Origin of the sequence: Proteus columbae (assembly GCF_009914335.1) — a bacterium.
Lineage (GTDB): Bacteria > Pseudomonadota > Gammaproteobacteria > Enterobacterales > Enterobacteriaceae > Proteus.
Map to the genome: position 1 here is coordinate 3143219 of NZ_CP043925.1, position 26059 is coordinate 3169277.

Genomic DNA, 26059 nt, shown 5'->3' on the forward strand with positions numbered 1-26059 from the left:
AATTAGCGAATGATACCGCGGTTAGATTTTGCTGAGTTCTCCAGAAAATCACTGAACAGTTTGACATGCGGATTATTATTATCAGCAACCAATTGTCCAATTTCTTCACGCGCTTCTTCCAGTGTTTTACCATTACGATAAAGTACTTTGTAAGCATTACGAATTGCATGAAGATCTTCTTTAGCAAAACCTCTGCGCTTTAACCCTTCAATATTCAGCCCATAAGGAGTCGCGTGGTTTCCTTGTGCAATAACAAAAGGAGGAACATCTTGTGCCACGCCTGAACATCCACCGACCATCACATGAGAGCCAATTTGGCAAAACTGATGAACGGCGCTCATACCACCGATAATCACAAAATCACCTAAAGTGACGTGACCACCCAGTGTGCCGTTATTTGCAATAATACAACGATCGCCAATGATACAATCATGTGCGACGTGGGTATTAATCATCAGTAGATTATCGTTACCAATTTTTGTGATATTGCCACCTTGGGTTGTTCCACGGTGGATAGTCACACTTTCACGAATAAGGTTTCGATCACCAATAATGACTTGCGTTGGTTCACCACGATATTTCAGATCCTGATTAACTTCACCGATAGAAGTGAATTGATAAATCTGATTATCTCGGCCAATGCGTGTATGCCCATTGATAACAACGTGAGATTTGATGTCAGTACCTTCACCAATCTCAACGTTAGCACCAATGACACAAAAAGGGCCAATGCGAACATTAGCACCGATTACCGCACCCTCTTCAATAATTGAGGAAGGGTGAATTACTGCGGATTTATCTATCATAGGCTAGACCTCACGGCGGCGAGCACACATCATTTCAGCTTCGCAAGCAATTTCCCCATCAACTTTAGCGACGCCTTTAAAGCGAGCAACACCACGACGTTCTTTAATGAATTCTACCTCTAGGATCATTTGATCCCCAGGTAAGACAGGACGTTTAAAGCGAGCACCGTCAATAGCAGCAAAATAGTAGAGTTCACCAGGTTCCAGCTTTCCTACACTTTTGAATGCTAAAATACCCGTTGCCTGTGCCATGGCTTCGAGGATCAGTACGCCCGGAAAAATTGGTTTTCCTGGAAAGTGACCTTGAAAGAAAGGCTCATTAAAAGATACATTTTTTACTGCTCTTAGAAATTTCTTTTCTTCAAAATCAAGGACACGATCAACCAATAAGAATGGGTAACGGTGTGGAAGTAAATCTAAAATTTCTTCGATTTGCAGAGTATGATTCTCACTCATTGCAATACTCTTCCTGTCTAATAAAACTGAGTCTAATTAATAATGACACGACCTGCTGTGACTCAAAAAGTGAGTTAACCCGCAGGTCGCAAAATGGGTAACATTCGTCAATGACGTATATTGTTACTTGTCGCTACTTTCTACTTGACGTTCAAGCGACTTGAGCCTTTTTTGCATTTCATCAATTCGCAACACAAGAGCTGCGGTTTTACGCCATGCTTTATTCGATTGCAGCGGAATTCCTGAAGAATAAACACCCGGCTCAGTGATAGGACGCATTACCATTCCCATACCTGTTACCGTGACTTTATCACAGATTTCCATGTGACCATTGATAACACTTGCTCCACCAATCATACAATAGCGGCCTATTTTCAGGCTGCCCGCCATGATGACACCACCAGCAACTGCGGTATTATCACCAATAATAACGTTATGTGCGATTTGGCACTGGTTATCAATGATAACACCATTACCGATAACTGTGTTATCTAATGCGCCTCGGTCGATTGTAGTACATGCACCGATTTCAACGCGATCACCAATCACTACTGAACCTAATTGTGGAATTTTGATCCAATTACCACGTTCATTAGCATAACCAAAACCATCTGAACCAATCACTGTACCTGACTGAACCAAACAATCTTTACCAATGATAACTTCATGATAAATAGATACATTTGCCCATAAACGGCTATTATCGCCAATATGTGCTTTTTTACCCACAAAACAACCGGCACCAATCACAACATTATCACCAAGGATAACATCAGATTCGATAACGGCATTTGCACCCACTGATACATTTTTTCCTAACTTAGCGTCAGGAGAAATAACAGCACTTGGATGGATATCCTGTGCTGGCTGCGGTGTTGTATCCATTATCTGTGCCATTTGAGCATAGGCAAGATACGGGTTTTTCACCACAAGTGCGGCAACGGGACAAAACGGAAGATCAGCTTCTGTTAATACAACAGCAGCAGCCTGACATTCACTTAATTTTTCACGATAGCGACTATCGGAAAGAAATGTAATTTGTTCGCTATTTGCTAGGCTCATTGAAGCAAGACCGGCGATAGTGATATCACCATCGCCGTGTAACTGTGCATTCAACTGCTGAGCAAGATCAGCTAATCGAATTGAAAACATCTATTATTTAACCTGTTTTTGAACCTGAGCAGTAATATCTTTACCATCTGCGAAATAAGGTACAGTGTTAGCATCAAGGATCACATCATAGCCTTCTTTCTTCGCTACTGCATCAACAGCGTCTAATACACGTTTCATGATTTTGTTACGTTCTTCAGCTTGACGACGGCTAAAGTCTTGCTCAAAAGCTTGTGCTTTTTGTGCATATGCTTCACGTTTAGCAACCAGATCTTTCTCTGTATTTGCACGTTGTGTTGCATTCATAGTTGGCGCGTCTTTTTGATATTTCTCAACAGCTGTCTGTAATGCTTTACCTAAGTTCTGCAATTCAGTGTCACGTGATTTGAATTCATTTTCCAATTGTTTCTCTACCGCATCACGGTTAGGAATTTGTTGGAGAACTTGACCGATGTTCACAACACCTACTTTATCTGCGGCTTGAACACCTGCTGACATGGTCAATGCCATTCCTAGGGCAGCGGCACATAACAATTTTTTCACGATTAAACTCCTTAAAACCAAAAATAATTTTTTGTCAGAAATCGGATGCCTTTTTCAGCATTGTGAATCAGGCATCAACTTTACTTACATCGCTACCACGTTCTACCAATATTAAACTGGAATTGCTCTGATTTATCGCCTTCGTAATCTTTTATTGGCTTAGCATAAGAGAATACTAACGGACCTAAAGGAGATAACCATTGTAACGCAACACCGGTTGAAACACGTATATCACTTGCACGGCTATAATCAGGCATACCTGCTGTCCAAGCTGAGTTAGTGCTACTCCACTTAGTATCCCACACCGTACCTGCATCAACAAACAGAGAGGTTCTAACTGAAGATGAGTATTTATCATCTACAAATGGCGTTGGAGTGATCAGCTCAAAACTTGCCACAGCCATTGCGTTACCACCGATAGCATCGCTAGATGGCTCACCTGGTTTTGGCTTACCATTTGCATCAAGATAAACCGCTTTAGGACCGATATTATTTGAACGGAAACCACGAACTGTACCCGAACCACCTGCATAGAAGTTTTCATAGAATGGTAATTCTTTACCACCTAAACCATCACCGTAGCCTAAACGACCTTTAAGTAAGGTTACCCAAGACTCTTTCTCATTAATTGGGTAATAGTACATACCGTCCCAAGTGACTTTATAGTACTTGTTGTCAGAGCCCGGTACAGTCACACGTCCACTTAAGTTACTTCTCGCACCTGATGTTGGGAAGAAACCTTTGTTTAAGTTATTAAATGTCCAACCCATACTGACAGTATAGTCATCAGCATTAAACGATTCACGTTTATCAAAGCCTGGATTTTCACCCATACTTTCTAGGTAACGCCACATTGCAACCTGCGGTTCCATACGTGACAGACCATTATGAGTATAGCCTAAGCCAAGACGTGCTGAGTTATATTCATTAATTGGGAAGCCTAATGTACCATCTACACCATAAGATTTATTGGTATAACCAGATAAATCAGCATCATTAGCGCGGAAGTCATTATAGAAAACTCGACCGCCTAAACTCACACCATTAACGGTAAAGTATGGGTCAGTCACAGATAATTCTGCGTAAGTTGAGTAATCATTTTTACTCGCGTTAATAGCAACTGCGTTACCTGTACCTAACCAGTTATCTTGAGTAACACCTACTTGGAAGCTCACGCCACTTTCAGTACCGAAACCGACACCAAAGTTAAGAGAGCCTGTGTTACGCTCTTTGACACGATAAACGATATCAACCTGATCAGGAGAACCTGGAATACGCTGAGTTTCTGTTTCAACCGTTTCGAAATAACCTAAACGATTTAAACGCTCTTTACCTTGTTCAACTAAATCGCTACCTAACCATGCACCTTCCATTTGACGCATTTCACGACGTAAAACAGAGTCTTTAGTGATGTCATTACCAGCGAAACGGACTTGACGAACATAGAAACGGTTTCCTGCATCTACGTTTACATGCAGTTTGACGGTTTTATTTTCATCATTAATTTCAGGGTTTGTCATAACGCGAGGATAAGCATATCCATAACGACCTAACAGATTTTTTATATCATTTTCTGTTTTAGTGACTTGCGCGCCATTATAAAGAGAGCCGGGTGCAATTTCGATAAGCTCTTCAATTTGTTTAGTGTAGCCCGCCGTATTACCATTGACTTCAGTATTTTCTACTGTGTATTTATCACCTTCTTTCAGGTTAATGGTAATGTAAATTCCTTTTTTGTCTGGCGTTAAACTGACATTCGTCGATTCAATATCAAAACGTGCATAACCACGATCAAGATAGAAGCTTCTTAATGTTTCTAAGTCACCAGCCAGTTTTTGCTTCTGATATTTTTCATCAGCCGCTAAGTTCCACCAAGGAACATCATCACGTAATTGGAAACGGTTAACGAGCTCAGCCGTAGAAAATGCTTTATTACCAACAATGTTGATTTGCTGAATAGTTGCTGAAACACCCTCTGCAAACACGAGTTTTAAGTCAACACGATTACGAGGAAGAGGTGTAACAACCACTTTTACAGTTGCATTATATTTACCAACACTATAATAGAAATCTTCAAGCCCTTTCTCGATATTCGCTAGCATTGTACGGTCAAGTGTTTCACCGATACGAATGTTAGAAGCATCAAGATTCTGTTTTAGCATCTCTTCCTTGATTGCTTTGTTACCAGAGAAAGTAATGCTGGCAATAGTTGGACGCTCTTTTACTTGAACAATCAGAGTATTTCCGTCACGCAGGACACGAACATCATCAAAGTTTCCTGTCGCAAATAATGAACGGATAGTTCGGCTGATATCATCATTACCGACCGAGTCTCCAACCCGGACAGGCATGTTCAGTAATGCTGCACCAACGGCGACGCGTTGAAGACCTTCAAATTGAATGTCCTGAACTACGAATCCGTCTGAACCGTATGCAGTGGCGCTGCCCAGCAGCAGCGACGCTATAAGCAACTTTTTCATCGCCATCGTTGTTTTGTGTTTTCCTAACCGGTCCCTGCTTACCAATTATAAGCGAGAGAAATCATTGAAAAGTGCAAGTCCCATTAAAAGCATCAGTGCCATAATACCAATACGATAACAGAAATCTTGTACACGCTCAGATACCGGCCCTCCCTTTATCTTCTCGATAACCAGGAAAAGCAGGTGCCCGCCATCTAGGACAGGCAGGGGAAACAAGTTAATGATCCCCAAATTGACACTGATAAGCGCCATAAACATCAAATAATAAACAAAACCAGAATCAGCAGACATTCCTGCGCCTTTCGCGATAGAAACAGGTCCACTAAGGTTAGTTAATTTGACGTCACCAACCACTAACTTGCCAATCATTTTGACAGTTAAACCCATCAACTGCCATGTTTTATCAGATGCTTCATAGAGCGCTGAAAATGGGTTGTATTGCTGCATTATCAAATATTGCTCATCAGGAGGTAATATTTGCAATTGCGCACCAACTTGCCCTACTTCAGTACCATCTTTCAGTGCAACAGCTGTCGGTGTAATATTCAACATCAACGACGAGCCGTTACGTTCAACAAGAAGCTCCAAGACTTTATTTGGACTTTGTCGAACAAAATAAGTAAATGGATGCCATGTATCAATTGGCTGACCGTCAACTTTAACGATACGATCCCCTGCCTGTAAACCCGCTTTTTCAGCAGCGGAGCCTTCCGTAACTTCAATAATCTTTGAGTCTAACCTTGCGCCAACAGGCATTATCCCTAGGGACAAGATAGGATCTTGTTTTTCAGGATCAAAATTCCATTGTTGTAAATTCAGTATATTCTCACTCTCAGAAAGAGAATTTAGATCTGAAACAACGAATGAAACCTCTTTGGCACCAATTTGACTAACTAACGCTAAACGAACTGCATTCTGATCAGGCGTTTCGATACCTGCAACGGATTTTAGTTCCATTCCAGGCGTTAATTTTGCTTGTTCTGCGATAGAATTAGGACGAATGTCTGCAATTATAGGTTTTAATGCAGGAACACCTATCATAAAAACTATCCAATAGGCGACTATCGCTAACAAAAAGTTGGCAATAGGTCCTGCGGCAACAACCGCAGCACGCTGACCAACTGTTTTATTATTAAATGCAAGATGACGGCGCTCAGGTGCAACCTCAGCGACTCTTTCATCTAACATTTTTACATAGCCACCCAAAGGTATCCATGCGATAACAAATTCAGTGCCATGTTTATCTATTTTGCGCCAAATTGCTTTTCCAAAACCAATAGAAAAACGCTCGACATAAATACCACAGCGCCTAGCTACCCAAAAATGCCCAAACTCATGTACCGTAATTAAAATACCTAAAACGATAATAAATGCGGCAAGATTCCACAGGATACCCATTACTTACCTTTATAGTTTAAAGCCAGAAGAAATCAGAAAGACCAATCCTGCAAAGACTGGGATAGCCGCAGTCAAACTATCAATTCTATCAAGCACACCACCATGTCCCGGTATCAATTGGCTACTGTCTTTAATGCCTGAAACACGTTTAAACATGCTTTCTGCTAGATCACCAAATACCGATACTATGACGACAACGCCAGATATTAATAACAAGTTATTGGGTACTTCAGTCACAGGTGCAAAATAAGTAAATAACCACGATGCAACACCTGCCGTAATCAACCCACCAACTAAGCCTTCGAGGGTTTTACCTGGGGATACTTTAGGCGCCATTTTATGTTTTCCCATTAAACGACCGAAAGCATAAGCACCAGAGTCAGCAGCCCAAACTAATAACATGACATACAGTAACCACCATGCGCCTGTATAAGTGTCAGTGTTATAACCCAACATACGCAGCGCCATCATGCCACAATAAAAGGGAACAATCGTCAATATACCGAACAATAGCTTAATAAAAACTGAATTTTTCCACATATTGGCTGAATTAGGATAACTTACAACTAATAAAATTGCTGCTACCCACCAAATTAAACCCGCCCACAAACCATTTTTTATCATTGGAGTATCTAGTAGGTGGTCAAAATTAGGTAAAGAAAATTGCATAACGAGTAACAATGCAGCAAAACCGATCCCTGTTGCAATACGTTTGCCTTGAGAATGCCAGCCAATAAATTGTGCCCATTCCCAACCCGCTAAGCCTGATATTGCGATAATCACTAATCCAAAACCTGCTGGAGGAAGTAGAAATAGTGCAGCAATAACAATAGGGATTAAAATTAATGCGGTGATGACACGATACTTAAGCAAGTTATCCTCCCAGATTTATAGTATCTGTTTCTGATGTAGTACCACCGAAACGTCTTTCCCGTTTAGCAAAAGCATCTAATGCATTCTGAAAAACTTGTTCATCAAAATCAGGCCATAAAACCTGTGTAAAATAAAGCTCAGCATAAGCAATCTGCCAAATAAGAAAATTACTTATGCGATGCTCACCACCTGTACGAATAACAAGATCGACTTCAGGCTGATTATGCAAGCAAAGATGTGAAGATATTGCATTTTCATTAATATCTTCGAGACTAATTTCCCCTTTTGCGAGGGATGTCGCTAATTGTTTTACGCTTTGAGTAATATCCCACCGACCGCCATAATTAGCGGCAATATTTAAATTAAGCCCTGTATTATTCGCAGTGAGTGCCTCAGAACTTTTAATTCGGTCCTGTAAACGACGGCTAAAACGGCTAATATCACCAATAACAGTTAATTTAACATTATGTTTATGCAGGCTCTTCACTTCGTTATCTAAAGCGAAAACGAATAACTCCATGAGAGAACTCACTTCCTGCTCTGGTCTATTCCAGTTTTCGCTACTAAATGCATATAACGTTAGTGATTCAATTTTGTGTTTTACGGAAAAGCTAACTGCATCCCGAACTGCTTTAATTCCCGCGCGATGCCCCGTTACTCGGAGCTTCCCTTGCTTTTTTGCCCAGCGTCCATTGCCATCCATAATGATAGCAACATGCTTTGGTTTTGATGCGGATGAATCATCACTGGATAAGTTCACTCAATTTAACCCTTTGCTAATCTGATACTGATACAGACAGTCCTCTTCGGATAACCTATGCACAAAAAAAAACCGTGTCACCCACGGCCCTTGGCAAAGCCTCAAAGTTGCTAAAGCAATAGCCTTAGTAATGAACTGTTAATTTTCATTATTGTCTTTAGTGATTCGGCAACTATACCATTAGCCAGAAAGACGAACAAACACCCTATATTAAATATAATCACCATTATACAAATTGGGTGATTATCTGATGAGTTTCTAATCTTGCTAATTTATCAATTTCTAGGACATCATTAATACTTTGAGGCTCTGATAAGTCAAAATGTTCAACAACTTTGCGATTAATTTTAGCAATATCAGTAAATTTCACTTTTTCGTGTAAAAATGCATCAACAACCACTTCATTAGCCGCATTTAACACTGTTGTTGCCGCTTGCCCACGTTTTGACGCTTCAATAGCAAGTGCTAAACAAGGGTAACGTTGATAATCTGGGCGAATAAACTCTAGAGATTGAATCTCAAAGAAATCTAATGCTTTTGCACCAGATTGAGTACGATGAGGATAAGCCATTGAGTACGCAATTGGTGTTCTCATATCGGGCTCACCAATTTGAGCAATAATACTGCCATCTCGATAGCGAACCATTGAATGAATGACAGATTGTGGATGAATAATAACTTCCATTTCTTCTTCAGAAGCATTAAAGAAGTAACGAGCTTCAATATACTCAAGCCCTTTATTCATCATCGTTGCAGAATCAACCGAAATTTTACGCCCCATAGACCAATTTGGATGCGCACACGCTTGATCTGGCGTCATTGCATCCAGCTCTTCTAATGGCGTATAGCGAAATGGCCCACCAGAGCCTGTTAACAAAATGCTTGTCACACCTTCATTCGCTAAAGATGCATGACCTAGGTTTTCTTGAATTGCTTTAGGTAAGCTTTGATAAATTGCATTATGTTCGCTATCAATGGGTAAAATTGTCGCACCATATTTAGCAACCGCATCAAAGAAAAGACGCCCACTCGTTATCAGTGATTCTTTATTCGCTAACAGAATTCTTTTGCCTTTTTCAATGGCTGCAAGTGTCGGTTTTAATCCTGCAACACCAGTTATAGCAGACATGACCTGATCAGCTTCATCAAGAGCTGCAATTTCATTGATCGCATGAGAGCCAGATAGAATTTCTGTTTTACAAGATGTATTAGCGAGTAACTGTTTAAGTTGATTTGCACTTTTTTCATCAGACATCACAGCGTATTTAGGCTGGAAAGCAAGGCACTGCTGTGCCATCTTGTCTGCATTTTTACCTGCGGCTAGAGCAAGGACCTGATACTCATCAGGATTATTTTCAATTACGGAAAGAGTGCTAGTTCCGATAGATCCTGTTGAGCCTAATATAGTTATTTGTTTCATTTATTAATCAATCAGTATGTCTACAACGTTTTAATTAAAGAGAATTATATCAGTATGGCAAGGTAAATGAGGATTAAAGATGAAAACTTTAATAAATAATGTGACAAAAGAAGGTATTAAGCACGAATTTTCAAATAAATAATTAAAAATAATGCCGCTAAAGAGCGGCATTATCGAAAAAAGATATAAAAATTAGAATTCCATTAACTCTGCTTCTTTCAGCGCTAATGCATCATCAATTTTTTTAATGAACATGTCAGTTAACTTCTGAATGTCATCTTGTGAACGGCGTTCATCATCTTCGCTGATTTCTTTATCTTTCAGTAATGCTTTTATTTTATCGTTAGCATCACGACGGATATTACGAACAGAAACGCGACCTTGTTCTGCATCACCACGAACAACTTTGATTAAGTCTTTACGACGTTCTTCAGTTAACGGAGGCAGTGGAACACGGATAATGGTGCCAGCAGATGAAGGATTTAAACCTAAATCTGATGCCATAATCGCTTTTTCAACAGCTGGTGCTAAAGTACGGTCGAATACAGTGATTGCCAGTGTACGGCCATCTTCTGCGACAACGTTAGCAACTTGGTTTAATGGCGTTGGTGCTCCGTAGTATTCAACTACAATGCCATCTAAAAGGCTAGGAGACGCACGACCAGTACGAACTTTATTAATCTGGCTTTTTAGTGCTTCAACGCTTTTATCCATGCGTTCTTGAGCATCTTTTTTGATTTCATTAATCACGTTATAAACCCTTGGGAACTGGTTATCTTCCAGTCGATATGAAATCATATCGACATAAATAAATTGGCGTACTCTAGATGTTAACGCCAAATTATACCGTTGTCTCTGTGTATTAAGCGTGAGAAATCAAAGTTCCTTCACTTTCACCCATTACAACCCGACGTAATGCACCCGGTTTATTCATATTGAATACGCGGATAGGTAAATTATGATCTCGGGCTAATGTGAATGCAGCAAGATCCATGACTTTCAATTCACGTTCTAATACATCCTGATAAGTCAGTGTTTCATAAAGTACTGCATCAGGATCTTTGGTTGGATCGGCAGAATAAACGCCGTCCACTTTCGTTGCTTTTAATACAACGTCAGCTTCAATTTCAATACCGCGTAAACACGCAGCTGAATCGGTAGTAAAGAATGGGTTACCTGTACCAGCCGAGAAAATAACGACTCGACCGTGGCGTAATAAGCTAATTGCTTCTGCCCAACTGTAGTTATCGCAGACACCATTCAGTGGAAATGCAGACATAAGGCGTGCGTTTACATAAGCACGGTGCAATGAATCACGCATTGCTAAACCATTCATTACTGTCGCGAGCATTCCCATGTGGTCACCCACAACACGGTTCATACCTGCCGCAGCAAGACCCGCGCCACGGAACAAGTTACCACCGCCAATTACGACACCGACTTGTATACCTAATTCAACGAGTTCTTTGATTTCCTGAGCCATGCGATCAAGTACGCTCGCATCGATACCGAAACCTTCGGCGCCTTGCAGGGCTTCGCCACTCAGCTTTAATAAAATTCGCTGATATACAGGTTTTGCATTGGTAGCCATGGTGTTCTGTCCTAAGCAGATTAGTTAATTGGAGGTTTTAGATAGCTTCTCTTTTTAACAAAAAAAAGCAAACAGCCAGTGGAGATTACAACAAAACAGAACCGCCATTAGGCGGTTCTGTTAACGCTAAGCGTTATTATTTGCTCATTGCAGCAACTTCAGCTGCGAAATCAGCTTCAACTTTCTCAATACCTTCACCAACTTCGAAACGAACGAAGTTGATAACATCAGCATTGTTTTCTTTCAGCAGTTCACCAACAGTTTTGCTTGGATCCATTACGAAATGCTGACCAGTCAGAGAAATCTCACCGGTGAATTTGTTCATGCGACCGATAACCATTTTTTCTGCGATTTCGCGTGGTTTACCTGATTGCATTGCAATATCCATCTGAATTTGGTGCTCATGTTCAACAACATCAGCAGGAACATCTTCAGGACGAACATATTCTGGTTTGCTTGCAGCAACGTGCATAGCAATGTGTTTGATCAGTTCTTCGTTAGCGCCTTTAGCTGAAACTAAAACACCGATGCGAGCACCGTGTAGGTAAGTACCTAATTCGTCAGCTTCTAATACAGCAACACGACGAATGTTGATATTTTCACCGATTTTAGCAACTAATGCAGTACGTGCTTCTTCGAATTTAGCTTTCAGAGCATCGATATCATCAGTTTTGTCTGCTAATACAGCAGCCATAACTTCTTTACCGAAAGCGATGAAACCAGCATCTTTAGCAACGAAGTCTGTTTCACAGTTCAGCTCAACCAGCGCACCGAATTTACCATCAGCAGCAACTTCTGCAAGGATGATACCTTCAGCAGCAACACGGCCTGCTTTTTTAGCAGCTTTAGCTTGACCTGATTTACGCATGTTGTCGATTGCTAATTCGATATCACCATTAGCTTCAACTAGCGCTTTTTTACATTCCATCATGCCTGCGCCAGTACGTTCACGCAGTTCTTTTACCAATGCAGCGGTAATTCCAGACATTTGTTTCTTCCTCGACTTTTCTATGGACTAGCCATAGATGTTCTCATAGCAGATGTGTAAAGGGGGCCTATTGAGGCCCCCTAACCAATATATAGCAATACCTGGTTAAATAAGGGCTCTTACGAGCATGCCTTATTATTCAGCTTCGACTAAGCCTTCTTCAGCCTGAACAGCCAGATCTTGAGAACGACCTTCACGAACAGCTGTAGCTGCAGCGGTCAGATATAATTTAACCGCACGGATTGCATCGTCATTACCAGGGATAATGAAGTCGATACCATCTGGATCAGAGTTAGTATCAACGATAGCAAATACTGGAATACCCAGGTTGTTTGCTTCTTTGATAGCAATGTGTTCGTGTTCAGCATCGATAACAAACAGAGCGTCAGGTAAACCGCCCATGTCTTTGATACCACCCAGGCTGTTTTCTAACTTACCAAGTTCACGAGAACGCATTAACGCTTCTTTCTTGGTCAGTTTGTCAAAAGTACCGTCCTGAGATTGTGATTCTAAATCTTTCAGGCGTTTGATTGACTGACGAACAGTTTTCCAGTTAGTCAGCATACCGCCTAACCAGCGGTGGTTTACATAAAACTGGTCACAGCTTTCTGCTGCTTCTTTAACAGCTTCAACGGCAGAGCGCTTAGTACCAACAAACAGGATTTTGCCTTTACGAGAAGCAATTTTGTTCAGTTCAACCAGAGCTTCATTGAACATTGGAACAGTTTTTTCCAAGTTAATGATATGAACTTTGTTACGCGCACCAAAGATGAATGGTTTCATTTTTGGATTCCAGTAACGAGTTTGGTGACCGAAGTGAACACCAGCTTGCAGCATATCGCGCATTGAAACAGTTGCCATTTTAGACCTCTATAAATTTAAATTTGGGGTTATTTCGTCCACAAATCCCATACGACCGACTCATCAGCTGTAAAGGTTTGGCCTTTACATAAGAGCACCCCGGCGTTATGTGCCGATTTGTGTGTGTAATTAACACAATTGAATGTTTCAGATTTACGGCTATTACTCACAGTGTGATGCAATAACAGAACTCCGGCGCGCTTTATACCATAAATAACCTCAAGAAACCACTATTACTTGCGTTTACCACGGGCTTATTTGACATAAAAACACATCATTTGAACAAAGAAAAAAGCGAGACTAACGCAATGATGAGAAATATTGCTCTAATATCAATTTGCTAGAAAAACACAAAATAGAAAAGCGCAATATGTAAAGACAATCAGATTAAGAAGGCGTAATGTTCGTCATTATTCTCGATATCAGACAGATTGCACATATCCTCTTTATTGGCACGCCTACTTTCTGCTGATATTATAAATGGTAATCAGAATTATTTCTCATCATCATTCATTTAACCTGCAATACAAAATATGAATACAACAAAGTGTGTTATCTAATTCGTATTGTGGCTTTTAATCTAGACGAAGAACTCAAATGGCTATTGTAATCAAGACAGAAGAAGATATTCAAAAAATGCGCGTCGCAGGTCGTCTTGCGGCAGAAGTTCTTGAAATTATCGCACCGTTCGTAAAACCTGGCGTAAACACCGCTGAATTAGACCGTATTTGCCATGAACATATTGTTAACGCACAACAGGCTATTCCTGCTTGTCTTAACTATCATGGTTTCCCTAAATCAGTCTGTATTTCGGTTAACGATGTTATTTGCCACGGTATTCCTAGCGAAGAGAAAATCCTTAAAGATGGTGATATCGTTAATATTGATGTCACTGTCATTAAAGATGGTTTTCATGGCGATACTTCAAAAATGTTTATCGTAGGTAAACCAACAATACAAGGTGAACGTTTATGTCGTATCACCCAAGAAAGCCTCTACCTTGCCATTAAAATGGTTAAACCAGGCATTCGCTTACGTGAACTTGGCAAAGCAATTCAAAAATTTGTTGAAAGTCATGACTATTCTGTTGTTCGCGAATATTGTGGTCATGGTATTGGTGAAGGATTCCATGAAGAACCTCAAGTTCTACACTACGATGCAGATGATAGCGGTGTTGTGCTACAAAAAGGCATGGCATTCACCATTGAGCCAATGGTAAACACAGGTGATTACCGTATTCGTACAATGAAAGATGGCTGGACTGTTAAAACTAAAGACAGAGGTTGGTCAGCACAATACGAACATACGTTAGTCGTTACCGATAATGGCTGTGAAATCATGACATTACGCAAAGAAGAAGAACCGTTTATTTCTGCGGTATTAGTCAACGAATAAGCTTCTTTTTAGCTAAAAATGTAAAAGCGACATATTTTTTCGAGATGTGTCGCTTTTTTTATTTTATTTGCTATGAAACAGCAGAATTACTAGTCAGGTTATCGTTTTAACATTAGTCTTAATGTCATAAGCAAACATTGAGAAAGAAGACGAACAATGACTCATAAAAACGCATTTCAAACACCGCCCCCTTCCCCTTTTTTGCTGACAGAAAATACCCTAAATTGTGCTGAGCTTAAGCAATCAATCGAACAATTTCAGTCTTGGTTAACAGAGGCTTTTCACCATGATGTTGATGTCGCTTTATTACTTCAAGCCCGTAGCCATTTCATTGATCAACTATTAACACAATTATGGCGCTATACACAATTATCCGATTATCCAGACCTTAGTATCATTGCGGTCGGTGGTTATGGCAGACAAGAATTACATCCACTTTCTGATATTGACCTTCTCTTTTTAAGTGAAACACCTTTATCACCAGAAGCAGAAGATAAAGTCAGCAAACTCATTACATTACTGTGGGATGTACGCCTTGAAATTGGTGCCAGTGTTAGAACAATGGAAGAATGTCTTTTAGAAGGTCTTTCAGACTTAACGGTTGCAACAAACTTACTAGAAGCACGTCTTATTTGTGGGAATAATTCACTTTATCAGCAATTAATTAACCATATTTTTAGCCAAGGATTTTGGCCATCACCTGATTTTTTTGCTGCAAAAGTTGAAGAACAAAAACAGAGACATCAACGATACCATAGCACTAGTTATAATCTAGAGCCTGATATCAAAAGTAGCCCTGGTGGACTACGCGATATCCACACTCTAATTTGGGTAGCACATCGCCATTTTGGTGCTGCCTCAGTATCTGAAATGGTGAATTTTGGTTTTTTAACGCCAGCGGAAGGACAAGAGCTATTAGAGTGCCAATACACGCTATGGAAAATTCGCTTTGCTCTCCATCTTGTGCTTTCTCGCTATGACAATCGTCTATTGTTTGATAGACAACTCAATGTTGCTCAACTTTTAAATTATGAAGGTGAAGGCAATCAGCCCGTTGAAAAAATGATGAAGGATTATTATCGCGTAACTCGTCGTGTCAGTGAGTTAAATGATATGTTACTTCAATTATTTGATGAAGCCATTCTTGCTCTGCAACCTAATGTAAAACCGCGACCTTTAGATAATGAATTTCAACTAAGAGGCTCATTAATTGATGTCGTTGATGACAGTTGCTTCCTTGATGATCCTATCGCTATTATGCGCCTCTTTTTACGTATGGCTGAGCATAAAGAGATCACCGGAATTTATTCAACAACACTCCGCCATTTACGTTACGCTCGTCGGCACCTAGTTCAGCCGTTATGTGAGTACCCACTCGCACGTCAAGTTTTTATGCAGATCTTGCGCCATCCTCGTGCAGTTTCTGGTGCTTTCGTTCCCATGCATAAACACAGTGTATTAGCGGCTTATTTCCCTCAATGGAATAATATTGTGGGTCAGATGCAGTTTGATTTATTCCATGCCTATACCGTTGATGAACATACAATTCGTGTTTTACAAAAACTTGAAAGTTTTGATTCTTATGAAAACCACGAACAACATCCGCTTTGTGTTGATATTTATCCCAAACTTCCTCAACTTGAATTATTACGTTTAGCTGCACTTTTTCATGATATTGCCAAAGGTCGCCATGGTGATCACTCCGTATTAGGAGCCCAAGATGTTGCTCATTTTGCTCAGCAGCATGGTTTAAATCAAAGAGAATCGGCATTAGTTGAATGGCTTGTTAGTCATCACTTACTTATGTCTGTTACAGCGCAGCGACGTGATATTCAAGATCCTGACATTATTTTTCAGTTTGCATCAGAAGTAAAAAATGAAAGCCGATTACGTTATCTTTTGTGCTTAACGGTTGCGGATATCTGCGCAACCAATAGCAGCCTATGGAATAGCTGGAAACAGAGCCTATTACGTGAACTTTTTTTATCAACAGAAAATCAGCTACGCCAAGGTATGCACTCTATTCCCGATTTACGTGAACGTATTCGCCATCATCGTTTGCAAGCACTAACTATTTTACGAATGGAACAGGTTGATGAAGATAAATTGCAGGCAATTTGGGGACGTTGCCATGCCGACTATTTTTTACGGCATACACCAGAACAAATTGCATGGCATGCACTTGCATTAATTGAGCATAATAGCGCTGAACCTATGGTACTAATCAGCCAACAAACTGAACATGGTGGTACTGAAATCTTTATTTGGTGTGCTGATAGGCCTTCCCTTTTTGCATCTGTTGCAGGTGAATTAGATAGACGTAATTTAAGTATCCATAATGCTCAAATTTTTACTAACCGCGATAATATGGCTATGGATACTTTTATTGTGTTAGAGCCTAATGGTAAACCTCTAGCAATTGATAGATATAATGCAATCCGCAACGCTCTGATCCAAGTTGTATCTGCCCCTTATAACGCCAATGCAAAAGCACGCTCATTACCCGCCAAATTACGCCATTTTGACGTTCCGACAAAAATTAACTTTATCGCTTCGAATCATAACAAGCGCACTTATATGGAACTATTTGCACGAGATCGTCCGGGATTATTAGCAATTATTGGTAAAGTGTTTGCTGATCTTTCACTTTCATTACATGGTGCCAGAATAACCACAATAGGCGAACGTGTTGAGGATTTCTTCGTATTAACCGATAGCGAAAATAAGGCATTAAACCAAAAAATGAAGGATGAAGTCGTAGAAAGGTTGACAAAAGCCCTAGTTTCAAAGGATAAAATATAGGAACCCACGACAATACATATAGGAAATACTATTAATGCAAGCATTACAATCTATTATTGATAACGCCTTCGAACATCGTGCTGATATCACTCCAAACAACGTTGAGCCTCATATTCGTGATGCCATTAATAGCGTTATTGCACTGCTAGACAGCGGGAAACTGCGTGTCGCGGAAAAAATTGACGGTCAGTGGGTGACTCATCAATGGTTGAAAAAAGCGGTTCTGCTCTCTTTTCGTATTAATCACAATCAAGTGATAGATGGCAATGAAAGTCGCTATTTTGACAAAGTACCTATGAAATTTGCTGATTATGATCAAGCACGTTTTGAAAAAGAAGGTTTTCGTGTTGTTCCTCCCGCAGCAGTTAGACAAGGGGCTTACATCGCTCGCAACACTGTTCTAATGCCATCTTATGTCAACATTGGTGCTTACGTTGATGAAGGTAGCATGGTTGATACATGGGCAACAGTAGGTTCATGTGCTCAAATCGGGAAAAATGTTCATCTCTCTGGTGGTGTTGGTATTGGTGGTGTTTTAGAGCCACTACAAGCAAACCCAACCATTATTGAAGATAACTGCTTTATTGGCGCGCGTTCTGAAATTGTTGAAGGCGTTATTGTCGAAGAAGGCGCAGTTATTTCAATGGGCGTTTATATTGGTCAAAGTACCAAAATTTATGACAGAGAAACGGGTGAAGTTCATTACGGTCGAGTCCCTGCTGGCTCTGTTGTTGTCTCTGGTAATTTACCGTCTAAAGATGGAAGTTACAGCCTTTACTGCGCCGTAATTGTGAAAAAAGTTGACGCTAAAACGCGTGGAAAAGTAGGCATTAATGAATTGTTAAGAACTATCGACTAATATAAGAACAGCGGATAGAATTAATTCTGTTCGCTATTCTTTCACTCATCTTTCTATCAGGTGCCAATATATGTACGATAATTTAAAAAATTTAGGGATCCCGCATCCTGAAGATATTGACCGCTATACTCTACGCCAAGAAGCTAACAACGATATTTTAAAAATCTATTTTCGCAAAGATAAAGGTGAATTCTTTGCAAAAAGCGTAAAATTTAAATATCCACGCCAACGTAAAACAATTTCTGATGGTCAATCAGGACAAGGTTTTAAAGAAGTAAATGAAATCAATACTAATTTACGTTATGTTATTGAAGAATTAGATCAAATTTGCCAACAAGACCAAGTAGAAGTCGATTTAAAACATAAAATTCTGGACGACTTGCGCCATCTTGAGCACGTTGTAGCAAATAAAATTGCTGAAATCGAAGCTGATTTAGAAAAACTGACTCGTCGTTAATAACAAGGCATTTTAGTTGTTATGTATGTCAGTTTTATAGAAAAACACCGCTTAGTTACTGTATAAAATAGAAACAAGCGGTGTTTTAAAATACAGAATATGGCTCATTATTTTATTAACCAATTAAATATCAGATTATTTTCTACTTAATTTAATAGGCTAACCCAGTTTTCAAGCCACTCGATTGCAAATACTTCTGGCTCTGCGACATCCATACCGTCTATTTTTAATATTTCACCAATACGCTTTGCTTGGTGCTCTTGTAGCAACTCATCAAATTGCATCCCGGCACCACAAAAATAGTCATAGCTACTATCACCTAAGGCAATCAAGCCATAACTTAGGTTTGGCTGATATCCTACATTATCACGTAGTTCATGAAATAGAGGTGCGATGGTATCAGGTAAATCACCTTGCCCTGTACTTGACGTTATCACAAGTACTGTTGAATATTTTTCCCAATCTGCAAGTGTACCTTCTTCATAAACATTAGCTTGATGATTATGCTCAAGTAAAATACGCTGCGCCTCTTCAGCAACTGCTAATGCATTACCATAAACTGTACCCACAAAAATGCCGATTTTAGCCATAATATTTAGCCCACTTAATGCTGTTTGATAACTAATAAACTAAGCATCAAACATATAATATTGTCAATTCATTCTCAATGAGAATAAATTCAGCCATCCTTTTTAAAAAGGGACTGCTTAAAATTATTCCACTTATTCTTTTCTCCATATAAATAGCCTAATAAACTTTCAGGGTACGTTATTTTAGATAACTTTGATGTAATTATTAAGATAATATCATTAATAGAAAAATATTTATTTACTTCTTCTTTATAAAGTTCAAGATAAGATGATATTTTATTAACCTCACTCTTATAATCAATTAATAAACTCACAGATTCATTATGTCTTTTAGGAAAAAAGAATTTATATACTTTAGAAAAAAAACCTGTTTCCTTTCTTTTTATACACTCATCTAATAATGATAAGCACTCATTTGTTTTTGTTGTAATTTCATTAATCGAACTGCAAGAACTATTTTTAATTGCTATATTGGAAACTTTATTTTTTATTTTCTTTTCATAATCATTATAAGCATTGGAGAAAGACTCCAGCGACTTTAATTCAATCGCTAAGGAATCTGTATTAGATTCCACCTTTCTCGTCATTTCTAATAACTTATTAATCTCGATTTTTTCTAATTTTTTTCTCTAAAGAAATTAATATAATCTTGATAAAAAACATCAAGCAATCTATGTGTTTCATTAAATTCCCTATAAGTACCCAAGCATTTTACTATATATTCCCCATCATCTTTTTCATTGAAATTTTTATAAAAATTATCAAATAAACCATCATTCTTAATAAAATTAAAGGTATTATTAGCATTATTAAGACTTACACATTTATGATATTTATTGAGTACATTATATAATTCATTAATATTTTTATTAAGAAAATTAAATGATATTTCAAATTTAGTAAGCTCAGATTTAATATTTTCTTCATTCAATGGATTATTAACTTTATTAAGATGAGTTTCAATATTATTGTCATCTTCATTTTTTATTTTAACTTCATTTTCTAATTTAACTTGATTATTAGCAGCTTCTACATTACCTAACTTAACAAATATATATTTTTTCTTATCTACTATAAAAGGTAGGTTACATCCAGGATTTAATTCTATTGTTTTATTCTCTATCTCTTTAATTAACTTACTAATAGATTTTCTCTTAAATCCACACAAAAAAACCTTCTCAAAAAATAAATTAATAGCTGGATTATTATCTTTATTAAGAATTTTATCTTTCAGAGAAGAGAAGCCTGTTTCACTAATTATAGTATCAATAAATTTTTGTACAGTATCTAATGAGTTAAGGTTTATAACTTTAAGACAATTAATATTTTCTCTATCTAAAAAAACACCACCGCATTTATTATTAGCTTTATTAATTTTATCTAAATGATGAGGAGCATCTTTTATATACTGATTAATTAAATTAGTTAATTCACTTTTTATTTCAGTGAAAAAATTCTTATCAATATAAATGTTATTACTTTTATGTTTTAAAACAAAAAAACTATCATTAGGTAATGAGTTTGAACAATTAGCTATTTTTTCAGATAGTAAAAATACTACATTTTCTCTTTTATCATTTACAGGTAAAACATTTGCTAATTTATTGAAATATAATTCCATTATTATTACTCACATTCAATTATAATATTACAATCATAATACTATTGAATAGCAGATAATAATTTCAAAAAAGAGTTTAATTCATATGCGCTATGATATAAAAAAACACGCTCAATAATAAATTTAAGCGTGTTATTTTAATTAAAGGCTATTATTTATCACTCACCAGAATCCAAAGACCGAATATATTCATCCATTTCAGTTTTTAGATTATCTGACTTAGGACCAAAAATCGCTTGAATACCCGAGCCAACAACCACAACACCTGCAGCACCTAGTCTTTTCAACTCATCACGATCGACTTTTTCAATCTCTTTAACGCCAATACGTAAACGAGTAATACAAGCATCTAAACTACTGATATTGTCTTTGCCACCAAACGCAGCGACTAAAGATTGTCCCATAGCACTTTTATCCGCTTGTTTTGCATTTTTATCTTCTACTTCTCGACCTGGGGTTTTCAGGTTTAGTTTCACGATTAAGAAACGGAAAATAGAGTAATAAGTTATCGCATAAAGTATGCCAATAATTGGGAATAAATACAGTTTACTGCTATTACCACTTAATACGATAAAATCGATTAAACCATGAGAGAAACTTGTTCCATCACGCATACCTAACAAGATACAAATAACAAATGCTAAGCCCGCTAAAATAGCGTGAATAACATAAAGAATAGGTGCGACAAACATAAATGAGAATTCGATAGGTTCTGTGATCCCTGTTAAGAAGGCAGTTAATGCCGCAGAAATCATGATACCACCGACTTTTACACGGTTCTCTGGACGTGCTGAATGCCATATCGCAATCGCGGCAGCAGGTAAACCAAACATCTTAAATAAAAAACCACCTGACAACATACCCGCAGTTGGATCACCTGCCATATAGCGAGGAATATCACCGTGGAATACTTGCCCTGCACTATTTACGTATTCACCCACTTGCATTTGGAACGGCACGTTCCAGATATGGTGTAAACCAAATGGTACTAATGCACGCTCTACAACACCATAAATACCAAAAGCAACAGCAGGGTTTTGATACGCAGCCCATTCAGAAAAACGTTGAATTGCTGTACCAATAGGGGGCCAAATAAAGGCTAAGATAATCCCAACAAAAATAGCGATTAAACCTGAAATAATAGGAACAAAACGCTTACCAGCAAAGAAGCCTAAATACTCAGGTAATTTGATGCGATAAAAACGATTGAACATAGAGGCGGCAATAATACCAGCGATGATCCCCCCTAATACTCCTGTATCAGTAAGGTGCTGAGCCTCAATTTCTGCTGGTGTTAAACCTAAAACCCAAGGAGCAACCACAATCATAGTTTTAGACATAATGCCATAAGCTACAACAGAGGCCAGTGCTGATACCCCATCATTATTGGTAAAACCTAACGCAACACCAATGGCAAAAATAAGTGGCATATTAGAGAAAACCGAACCACCAGCCTCTGCCATAACTTGAGAAACAGAAGAAGGGATCCATGAAAGATCAGCGGAACCAACCCCTAATAAAATACCGGCAATAGGTAGTACAGATACCGGTAACATCAAGGACTTTCCGATTTTTTGTAAAACAACAAATAGGTTTTTAAACATCAAGCAGACTCCCGGAATGTGGGTTTTTATATGTTGTAAGTTTTTATTTGTTTAAAGTAGTGTGGGTTTTATTTCATAAACTTATCTAATGATAAGCCTTATTTATTTTACATCATAAAATAAATCGCTTAATGAATACATGATAGCTGTCACGTTTCAAACATGTGGTCAGATCAATTAATAGAATTATATATTTTACAAATAGTTAAAATAGATTATAAATTTGCGCAAACCATTAAGACTTAAGTAAAAAAGCCTTAATAGTCACGCAAAGAAAGTAATATTTGAAATTAAGAAAGGAATTAAAAATGATGAGCTAAATCTTCACCATACTGCTCTAATTCAGGTCTTAATCCACGCCAACCAAATTGATTAATAAGGTGTTGCCAAGGCAGATCCCATTTAGCTGTTAAGTTAAGTGGTTGCAATGTGATTGGATGAATTAAGTTTAGATGGCTTGCATGTAACATCAAGCGATGAGATTGAAAATGATTTACAACACCACGGTTTTGACGTAAATCACCATGAGCAGTATCACCAATAATCGGGTGTCGAATATGAGACATATGGCGACGTAATTGGTGCTTGCGCCCCGTTTCAGGACATAACTCTAATAAACTAAATCGAGATGTAGGATAACGCCCGATCGCAACCTCTTTTTCAACAATACCTAATGGCTGACAGTGCGTCACGCAATCTTGAATTTGTGGAGGTTGAGTTGCAAATTTGTCTGCAATTTTGTCGAGCTCCTCAACTAAAGGGCTATCAATAACAGACGCCTCTTCAACGTATCCTCGAACAACAGCGTGATAAATTTTTTCTGTTTTATGTTGTTCAAAAGATTGAGATAGCGCCCTAGCAACATCAGAAGAAAGTGCCATTAATAGAACACCTGATGTAGGCCTATCTAAACGATGAACAGGGAAAACATGTTGCCCTATTTGATCTCTTAGGGTCTGCATCACAAACACTGTTTCATGTCTATCTAACCAACTGCGGTGAACAAGCCAACCCGCAGGTTTATTCACCGCAACAAGATGTTCATCTTGATAAATAATATCTAGCATTATCGACCTTATGATTTAAACATTGCGTCAAGTTCACGCAAATGATTGAGTAAATCAGTAACATCTCGACTCTTATCTTCTTTAAATGCTTCTTCGTAATAAGGTGCGATTGCGAATTTATTAGGTAATGGCATCTCGTTTTCAATCATCGATGACAATCGCGGAATTAATACCCACTGCAACCATTCATGAGCACTCATTGTATCAATACAGAAAGGCTCAACACTTTCAAATGCTTGTTCAGTAGGAGATTCTAATTGCCATAGCTCAATGTTCTTCATCTCTTCTTCAATCAAGAGCAATTTTGCTAAAATGCGTTGTTCTGGTGTCATCATTTATCCCTTATATAAAACTTACGAATAAGGATAACATTGGGATGGAATAGCAGAAAACAAATAAAAAAATAAAAGGAGCCGAAACTCCTTTTAGACAAGAAAAATAGTTGTCTGTACAACACATGCATCCAAGCAAGACCGTTTTTATCTATCCCTGTGATTAAGTCCGTATCCACATTAATGGAAATATCCTATTTCCTGTGTCCTTGATTACTCTACATTTTATCGGTCACCAAACAGTCCCTTATTTGGTGAACGTAGAATGCCAATAATTGATTAGTTAAACAACCCACAAAACAAAAGCAATTAAATAGCCATAACCATAAATAAAAACAATGAGTTAATAACTTATTGTTCTACTTAAATAAACCGATTTTATTTTTATCAGTGACGTTTTTTGATAAAAAAATACACGCTTTTTTGTAAGACATATCTCACAAGAAAAAAGGTTTATAGACTACGTCACTCATTATATACAGCGACTAATTCTGATAGAAAGAGAGATAAATTTTCAGCTAAAACTTCTCTTTTCTGTTTGCCGAAAGTTTCAAGAATAACTTCCCCCGAAACATTACATACAGAAATTATTTCATTTTCTGAATCTGTGGTGCCGATAAACAATGTTGGTGTAAGTTTTAAACGCTTTTGAGTCACCAAATGACCAATAATATTTTCTTGTAAGCGAATAAAATCCTCTTCACTCCACACTTGGATCAGGCTGAAATCTACCTCTCTAAAGCGAACCTGCATATCTCCAGCATACTGAGTGGTAAAGTAATTGTGCAATTCAGGACGAATAATAATCCCCATTGCTTTTTCAACTTTTTCTAGTTTATCTGTTCCTACAAAAGGTTGCGGTAACCAGTAAACAACTTCATCGCCTGTTCTTGATATACAAATAGAAGGAACACCATAAAGATCTTCACTTGCAGGAGGTAAGCCTGATTTTTCTTGCCATAAATCAACATACTTTTGCGTAAAGGCTTTTAATTCAGAGGAGATGTTTTCAGTCATGATTATCTGTTTTATCTATTTAAATAAGAATTTCCTTTATGTTACCTGATTATGTCACTAATTCAGAGCATCAAAAATAAAGCATTCATATACTATTGATGTTTCAATAGTATAATTAACCTTCTTTTATTTTCAGCTAAAGTTAGGATGTAAATTATGTCTTTATATCAAGGTGATAAATCTCTTGAAGCATTATCTCTGGGCAAAGAGACTCAATATCATGATCAATATGATGCCGGATTATTGCAAGGTGTACCACGTAGCCTAAATCGAGATTCACTCTCTTTAACTGCTGAAAATTTACCTTTTCATGGTGGTGATATTTGGACCATGTATGAGCTCTCATGGCTTAATAGCAAAGGCTTACCACAAGTTGCTATTGGTCATGTTGAATTAGATGCAACCACTGAAAATCTTATTGAATCTAAAAGTTTTAAATTATATCTCAATAGTTTTAATCAAACTCGTTTTGAAAGTTGGGATATCGTCGAAAAAACCTTACTTAAAGATCTAACGACTTGTGCTAAAGGCAAAGTTAATCTAATCATTTATCCACTTTCGCATTTTACATCACAACCTATTGTTGATTTTGCTGGAGAGTGTATTGATGAACAAGATATTGAAATTGATAATTATCAGTTTGATATGCAATGGTTAAACGAATCGACAACCGATACACTAGTTGAAGAAACCCTTGTCAGCCATCTGTTAAAATCAAACTGCCTCATTACTAATCAACCAGATTGGGGCTCAGTTGCTATTCAATATAAGGGTAAAAAGATTGATCGTGAAAAACTACTACGCTATTTAGTTTCATTTAGACAACACAATGAATTTCATGAACAGTGTGTTGAGCGAATTTTCCACGATATCATGCAATTATGTGCGCCAGAAACATTAACTGTTTATGCAAGATATACACGACGCGGTGGATTAGACATCAATCCTTGGCGTAGTAATTGTGAGTTTGTTCCAGAAATTAGTCGATTAGCCAGACAATAACGGAATAATGCCTGTATGTTAATATGA

Annotated in this window: 25 protein-coding genes; 5 read left to right on the forward strand and 20 right to left on the reverse strand. The window is 38.1% G+C overall.

Annotated features, from left to right (window positions below; all coding sequences use genetic code 11):
- Nucleotides 1-2 precede the first annotated feature (2 nt).
- From lpxA to rpsB, 13 genes are all read right to left on the reverse strand, one after another.
- Nucleotides 3-806 (reverse strand): acyl-ACP--UDP-N-acetylglucosamine O-acyltransferase, encoded by an 804-nt coding sequence (lpxA, locus tag F1325_RS14755; RefSeq protein WP_088494703.1) that lies wholly within the window; start codon nucleotides 804-806, stop codon nucleotides 3-5.
- A gap of 3 nt (nucleotides 807-809) precedes the next feature.
- Nucleotides 810-1262, reverse strand: coding sequence for a 3-hydroxyacyl-ACP dehydratase FabZ (gene fabZ, locus F1325_RS14760; RefSeq protein WP_006535887.1), 453 nt, complete (start codon nucleotides 1260-1262; stop codon nucleotides 810-812).
- Between the two features lie 123 nt (nucleotides 1263-1385).
- Nucleotides 1386-2414 carry a UDP-3-O-(3-hydroxymyristoyl)glucosamine N-acyltransferase gene (gene lpxD, locus F1325_RS14765; protein ID WP_109373121.1) on the reverse strand — a complete coding sequence of 343 codons (1029 nt, stop codon included), beginning with the start codon at nucleotides 2412-2414 and terminating at the stop codon, nucleotides 1386-1388.
- 3 nt (nucleotides 2415-2417) lie between these two features.
- Complete coding sequence (locus F1325_RS14770; RefSeq protein ID WP_036934019.1) at nucleotides 2418-2915, reverse strand: OmpH family outer membrane protein; 498 nt, start codon at nucleotides 2913-2915, stop codon at nucleotides 2418-2420.
- Between the two features lie 92 nt (nucleotides 2916-3007).
- Nucleotides 3008-5401, reverse strand: coding sequence for an outer membrane protein assembly factor BamA (bamA, locus tag F1325_RS14775; protein WP_109373120.1), 2394 nt, complete (start codon nucleotides 5399-5401; stop codon nucleotides 3008-3010).
- Nucleotides 5402-5440: 39 nt separating this feature from the next.
- A complete protein-coding gene (gene rseP / locus F1325_RS14780; RefSeq protein ID WP_109373119.1) occupies nucleotides 5441-6793 on the reverse strand; it encodes a sigma E protease regulator RseP in 1353 nt (450 codons plus the stop codon).
- Nucleotides 6794-6802: 9 nt separating this feature from the next.
- Nucleotides 6803-7666, reverse strand: a complete 864-nt coding sequence (gene cdsA / locus F1325_RS14785) for a phosphatidate cytidylyltransferase (protein WP_109373118.1) — start codon at nucleotides 7664-7666, stop codon at nucleotides 6803-6805.
- A gap of 1 nt (nucleotide 7667) precedes the next feature.
- Complete coding sequence (gene uppS, locus F1325_RS14790; RefSeq protein ID WP_232797595.1) at nucleotides 7668-8369, reverse strand: polyprenyl diphosphate synthase; 702 nt, start codon at nucleotides 8367-8369, stop codon at nucleotides 7668-7670.
- Between the two features lie 283 nt (nucleotides 8370-8652).
- Entirely contained in the window at nucleotides 8653-9846 is a 1194-nt protein-coding gene (gene ispC, locus F1325_RS14795) for a 1-deoxy-D-xylulose-5-phosphate reductoisomerase (RefSeq protein ID WP_100158755.1), read from the reverse strand.
- A gap of 192 nt (nucleotides 9847-10038) precedes the next feature.
- A complete protein-coding gene (gene frr, locus F1325_RS14800) occupies nucleotides 10039-10596 on the reverse strand; it encodes a ribosome recycling factor (protein WP_109373116.1) in 558 nt (185 codons plus the stop codon).
- Between the two features lie 112 nt (nucleotides 10597-10708).
- Entirely contained in the window at nucleotides 10709-11437 is a 729-nt protein-coding gene (pyrH, locus tag F1325_RS14805; protein WP_023582710.1) for a UMP kinase, read from the reverse strand.
- Between the two features lie 136 nt (nucleotides 11438-11573).
- On the reverse strand, nucleotides 11574-12425 hold the full coding sequence (gene tsf / locus F1325_RS14810) for a translation elongation factor Ts (RefSeq protein WP_109373115.1): 852 nt from the start codon (nucleotides 12423-12425) through the stop codon (nucleotides 11574-11576).
- A gap of 135 nt (nucleotides 12426-12560) precedes the next feature.
- Nucleotides 12561-13286 (reverse strand): 30S ribosomal protein S2, encoded by a 726-nt coding sequence (gene rpsB, locus F1325_RS14815; RefSeq protein ID WP_023582712.1) that lies wholly within the window; start codon nucleotides 13284-13286, stop codon nucleotides 12561-12563.
- A gap of 597 nt (nucleotides 13287-13883) precedes the next feature.
- On the opposite strand from rpsB, the gene map reads away from it, so the two are divergent.
- The 4 genes from map to F1325_RS14835 all read left to right on the forward strand — a co-directional run bounded on the left by map (nucleotide 13884) and on the right by F1325_RS14835 (nucleotide 18799).
- Complete coding sequence (gene map, locus F1325_RS14820) at nucleotides 13884-14681, forward strand: type I methionyl aminopeptidase (protein ID WP_109373114.1); 798 nt, start codon at nucleotides 13884-13886, stop codon at nucleotides 14679-14681.
- A 156-nt stretch (nucleotides 14682-14837) separates the two neighbouring features.
- Nucleotides 14838-17483 (forward strand): bifunctional uridylyltransferase/uridylyl-removing protein GlnD, encoded by a 2646-nt coding sequence (gene glnD / locus F1325_RS14825; protein WP_109373113.1) that lies wholly within the window; start codon nucleotides 14838-14840, stop codon nucleotides 17481-17483.
- Between the two features lie 34 nt (nucleotides 17484-17517).
- Entirely contained in the window at nucleotides 17518-18342 is an 825-nt protein-coding gene (gene dapD / locus F1325_RS14830) for a 2,3,4,5-tetrahydropyridine-2,6-dicarboxylate N-succinyltransferase (RefSeq protein WP_160230642.1), read from the forward strand.
- A gap of 70 nt (nucleotides 18343-18412) precedes the next feature.
- Nucleotides 18413-18799 carry a DUF3461 family protein gene (locus F1325_RS14835; RefSeq protein ID WP_006535910.1) on the forward strand — a complete coding sequence of 129 codons (387 nt, stop codon included), beginning with the start codon at nucleotides 18413-18415 and terminating at the stop codon, nucleotides 18797-18799.
- A gap of 146 nt (nucleotides 18800-18945) precedes the next feature.
- Here the strand turns inward: F1325_RS14835 and F1325_RS14840 are convergent, their stop codons facing one another.
- From F1325_RS14840 to syd, 7 genes are all read right to left on the reverse strand, one after another.
- The gene (locus F1325_RS14840; RefSeq protein WP_109373141.1) at nucleotides 18946-19389 is read right to left on the reverse strand and encodes a flavodoxin; all 444 of its coding nucleotides are present in this window, start codon (nucleotides 19387-19389) and stop codon (nucleotides 18946-18948) included.
- Between the two features lie 89 nt (nucleotides 19390-19478).
- Complete coding sequence (locus tag F1325_RS14845) at nucleotides 19479-19964, reverse strand: hypothetical protein (RefSeq protein WP_160230643.1); 486 nt, start codon at nucleotides 19962-19964, stop codon at nucleotides 19479-19481.
- Nucleotides 19965-20005: 41 nt separating this feature from the next.
- Nucleotides 20006-21010: a hypothetical protein gene (locus F1325_RS14850; protein WP_160230644.1), complete on the reverse strand. Its 1005-nt coding sequence runs from the start codon at nucleotides 21008-21010 to the stop codon at nucleotides 20006-20008.
- Between the two features lie 158 nt (nucleotides 21011-21168).
- Nucleotides 21169-22614, reverse strand: a complete 1446-nt coding sequence (gene ptsG / locus F1325_RS14855) for a PTS glucose transporter subunit IIBC (protein ID WP_160230645.1) — start codon at nucleotides 22612-22614, stop codon at nucleotides 21169-21171.
- Between the two features lie 302 nt (nucleotides 22615-22916).
- Nucleotides 22917-23681 (reverse strand): tRNA pseudouridine(65) synthase TruC, encoded by a 765-nt coding sequence (truC, locus tag F1325_RS14860; protein WP_160230646.1) that lies wholly within the window; start codon nucleotides 23679-23681, stop codon nucleotides 22917-22919.
- Between the two features lie 8 nt (nucleotides 23682-23689).
- Complete coding sequence (locus F1325_RS14865; protein WP_109373107.1) at nucleotides 23690-24013, reverse strand: YqcC family protein; 324 nt, start codon at nucleotides 24011-24013, stop codon at nucleotides 23690-23692.
- A 465-nt stretch (nucleotides 24014-24478) separates the two neighbouring features.
- Nucleotides 24479-25030, reverse strand: a complete 552-nt coding sequence (gene syd / locus F1325_RS14870; RefSeq protein ID WP_109373106.1) for a SecY-interacting protein — start codon at nucleotides 25028-25030, stop codon at nucleotides 24479-24481.
- 156 nt (nucleotides 25031-25186) lie between these two features.
- Here syd and queF point away from each other — a divergent pair, with 156 nt between their 5' ends.
- The gene (queF, locus tag F1325_RS14875; RefSeq protein ID WP_109373105.1) at nucleotides 25187-26032 is read left to right on the forward strand and encodes an NADPH-dependent 7-cyano-7-deazaguanine reductase QueF; all 846 of its coding nucleotides are present in this window, start codon (nucleotides 25187-25189) and stop codon (nucleotides 26030-26032) included.
- The last annotated feature ends 27 nt before the right edge of the window (nucleotides 26033-26059 follow it).

Coding starts and splice junctions, on each gene's coding strand:
- lpxA (WP_088494703.1), bottom strand. CDS start 806: ATGATAGATAAATCCGCAGTAATTCACCCTTCCTCAATTATTGAAGAG.
- fabZ (WP_006535887.1), bottom strand. CDS start 1,262: ATGAGTGAGAATCATACTCTGCAAATCGAAGAAATTTTAGATTTACTT.
- lpxD (WP_109373121.1), bottom strand. CDS start 2,414: ATGTTTTCAATTCGATTAGCTGATCTTGCTCAGCAGTTGAATGCACAG.
- bamA (WP_109373120.1), bottom strand. CDS start 5,401: ATGGCGATGAAAAAGTTGCTTATAGCGTCGCTGCTGCTGGGCAGCGCC.
- rseP (WP_109373119.1), bottom strand. CDS start 6,793: ATGGGTATCCTGTGGAATCTTGCCGCATTTATTATCGTTTTAGGTATT.
- uppS (WP_232797595.1), bottom strand. CDS start 8,369: ATGGATGGCAATGGACGCTGGGCAAAAAAGCAAGGGAAGCTCCGAGTA.
- ispC (WP_100158755.1), bottom strand. CDS start 9,846: ATGAAACAAATAACTATATTAGGCTCAACAGGATCTATCGGAACTAGC.
- pyrH (WP_023582710.1), bottom strand. CDS start 11,437: ATGGCTACCAATGCAAAACCTGTATATCAGCGAATTTTATTAAAGCTG.
- tsf (WP_109373115.1), bottom strand. CDS start 12,425: ATGTCTGGAATTACCGCTGCATTGGTAAAAGAACTGCGTGAACGTACT.
- rpsB (WP_023582712.1), bottom strand. CDS start 13,286: ATGGCAACTGTTTCAATGCGCGATATGCTGCAAGCTGGTGTTCACTTC.
- map (WP_109373114.1), top strand. CDS start 13,884: ATGGCTATTGTAATCAAGACAGAAGAAGATATTCAAAAAATGCGCGTC.
- glnD (WP_109373113.1), top strand. CDS start 14,838: ATGACTCATAAAAACGCATTTCAAACACCGCCCCCTTCCCCTTTTTTG.
- dapD (WP_160230642.1), top strand. CDS start 17,518: ATGCAAGCATTACAATCTATTATTGATAACGCCTTCGAACATCGTGCT.
- F1325_RS14835 (WP_006535910.1), top strand. CDS start 18,413: ATGTACGATAATTTAAAAAATTTAGGGATCCCGCATCCTGAAGATATT.
- F1325_RS14840 (WP_109373141.1), bottom strand. CDS start 19,389: ATGGCTAAAATCGGCATTTTTGTGGGTACAGTTTATGGTAATGCATTA.
- F1325_RS14850 (WP_160230644.1), bottom strand. CDS start 21,010: ATGGAATTATATTTCAATAAATTAGCAAATGTTTTACCTGTAAATGAT.
- ptsG (WP_160230645.1), bottom strand. CDS start 22,614: ATGTTTAAAAACCTATTTGTTGTTTTACAAAAAATCGGAAAGTCCTTG.
- truC (WP_160230646.1), bottom strand. CDS start 23,681: ATGCTAGATATTATTTATCAAGATGAACATCTTGTTGCGGTGAATAAA.
- F1325_RS14865 (WP_109373107.1), bottom strand. CDS start 24,013: ATGACACCAGAACAACGCATTTTAGCAAAATTGCTCTTGATTGAAGAA.
- syd (WP_109373106.1), bottom strand. CDS start 25,030: ATGACTGAAAACATCTCCTCTGAATTAAAAGCCTTTACGCAAAAGTAT.
- queF (WP_109373105.1), top strand. CDS start 25,187: ATGTCTTTATATCAAGGTGATAAATCTCTTGAAGCATTATCTCTGGGC.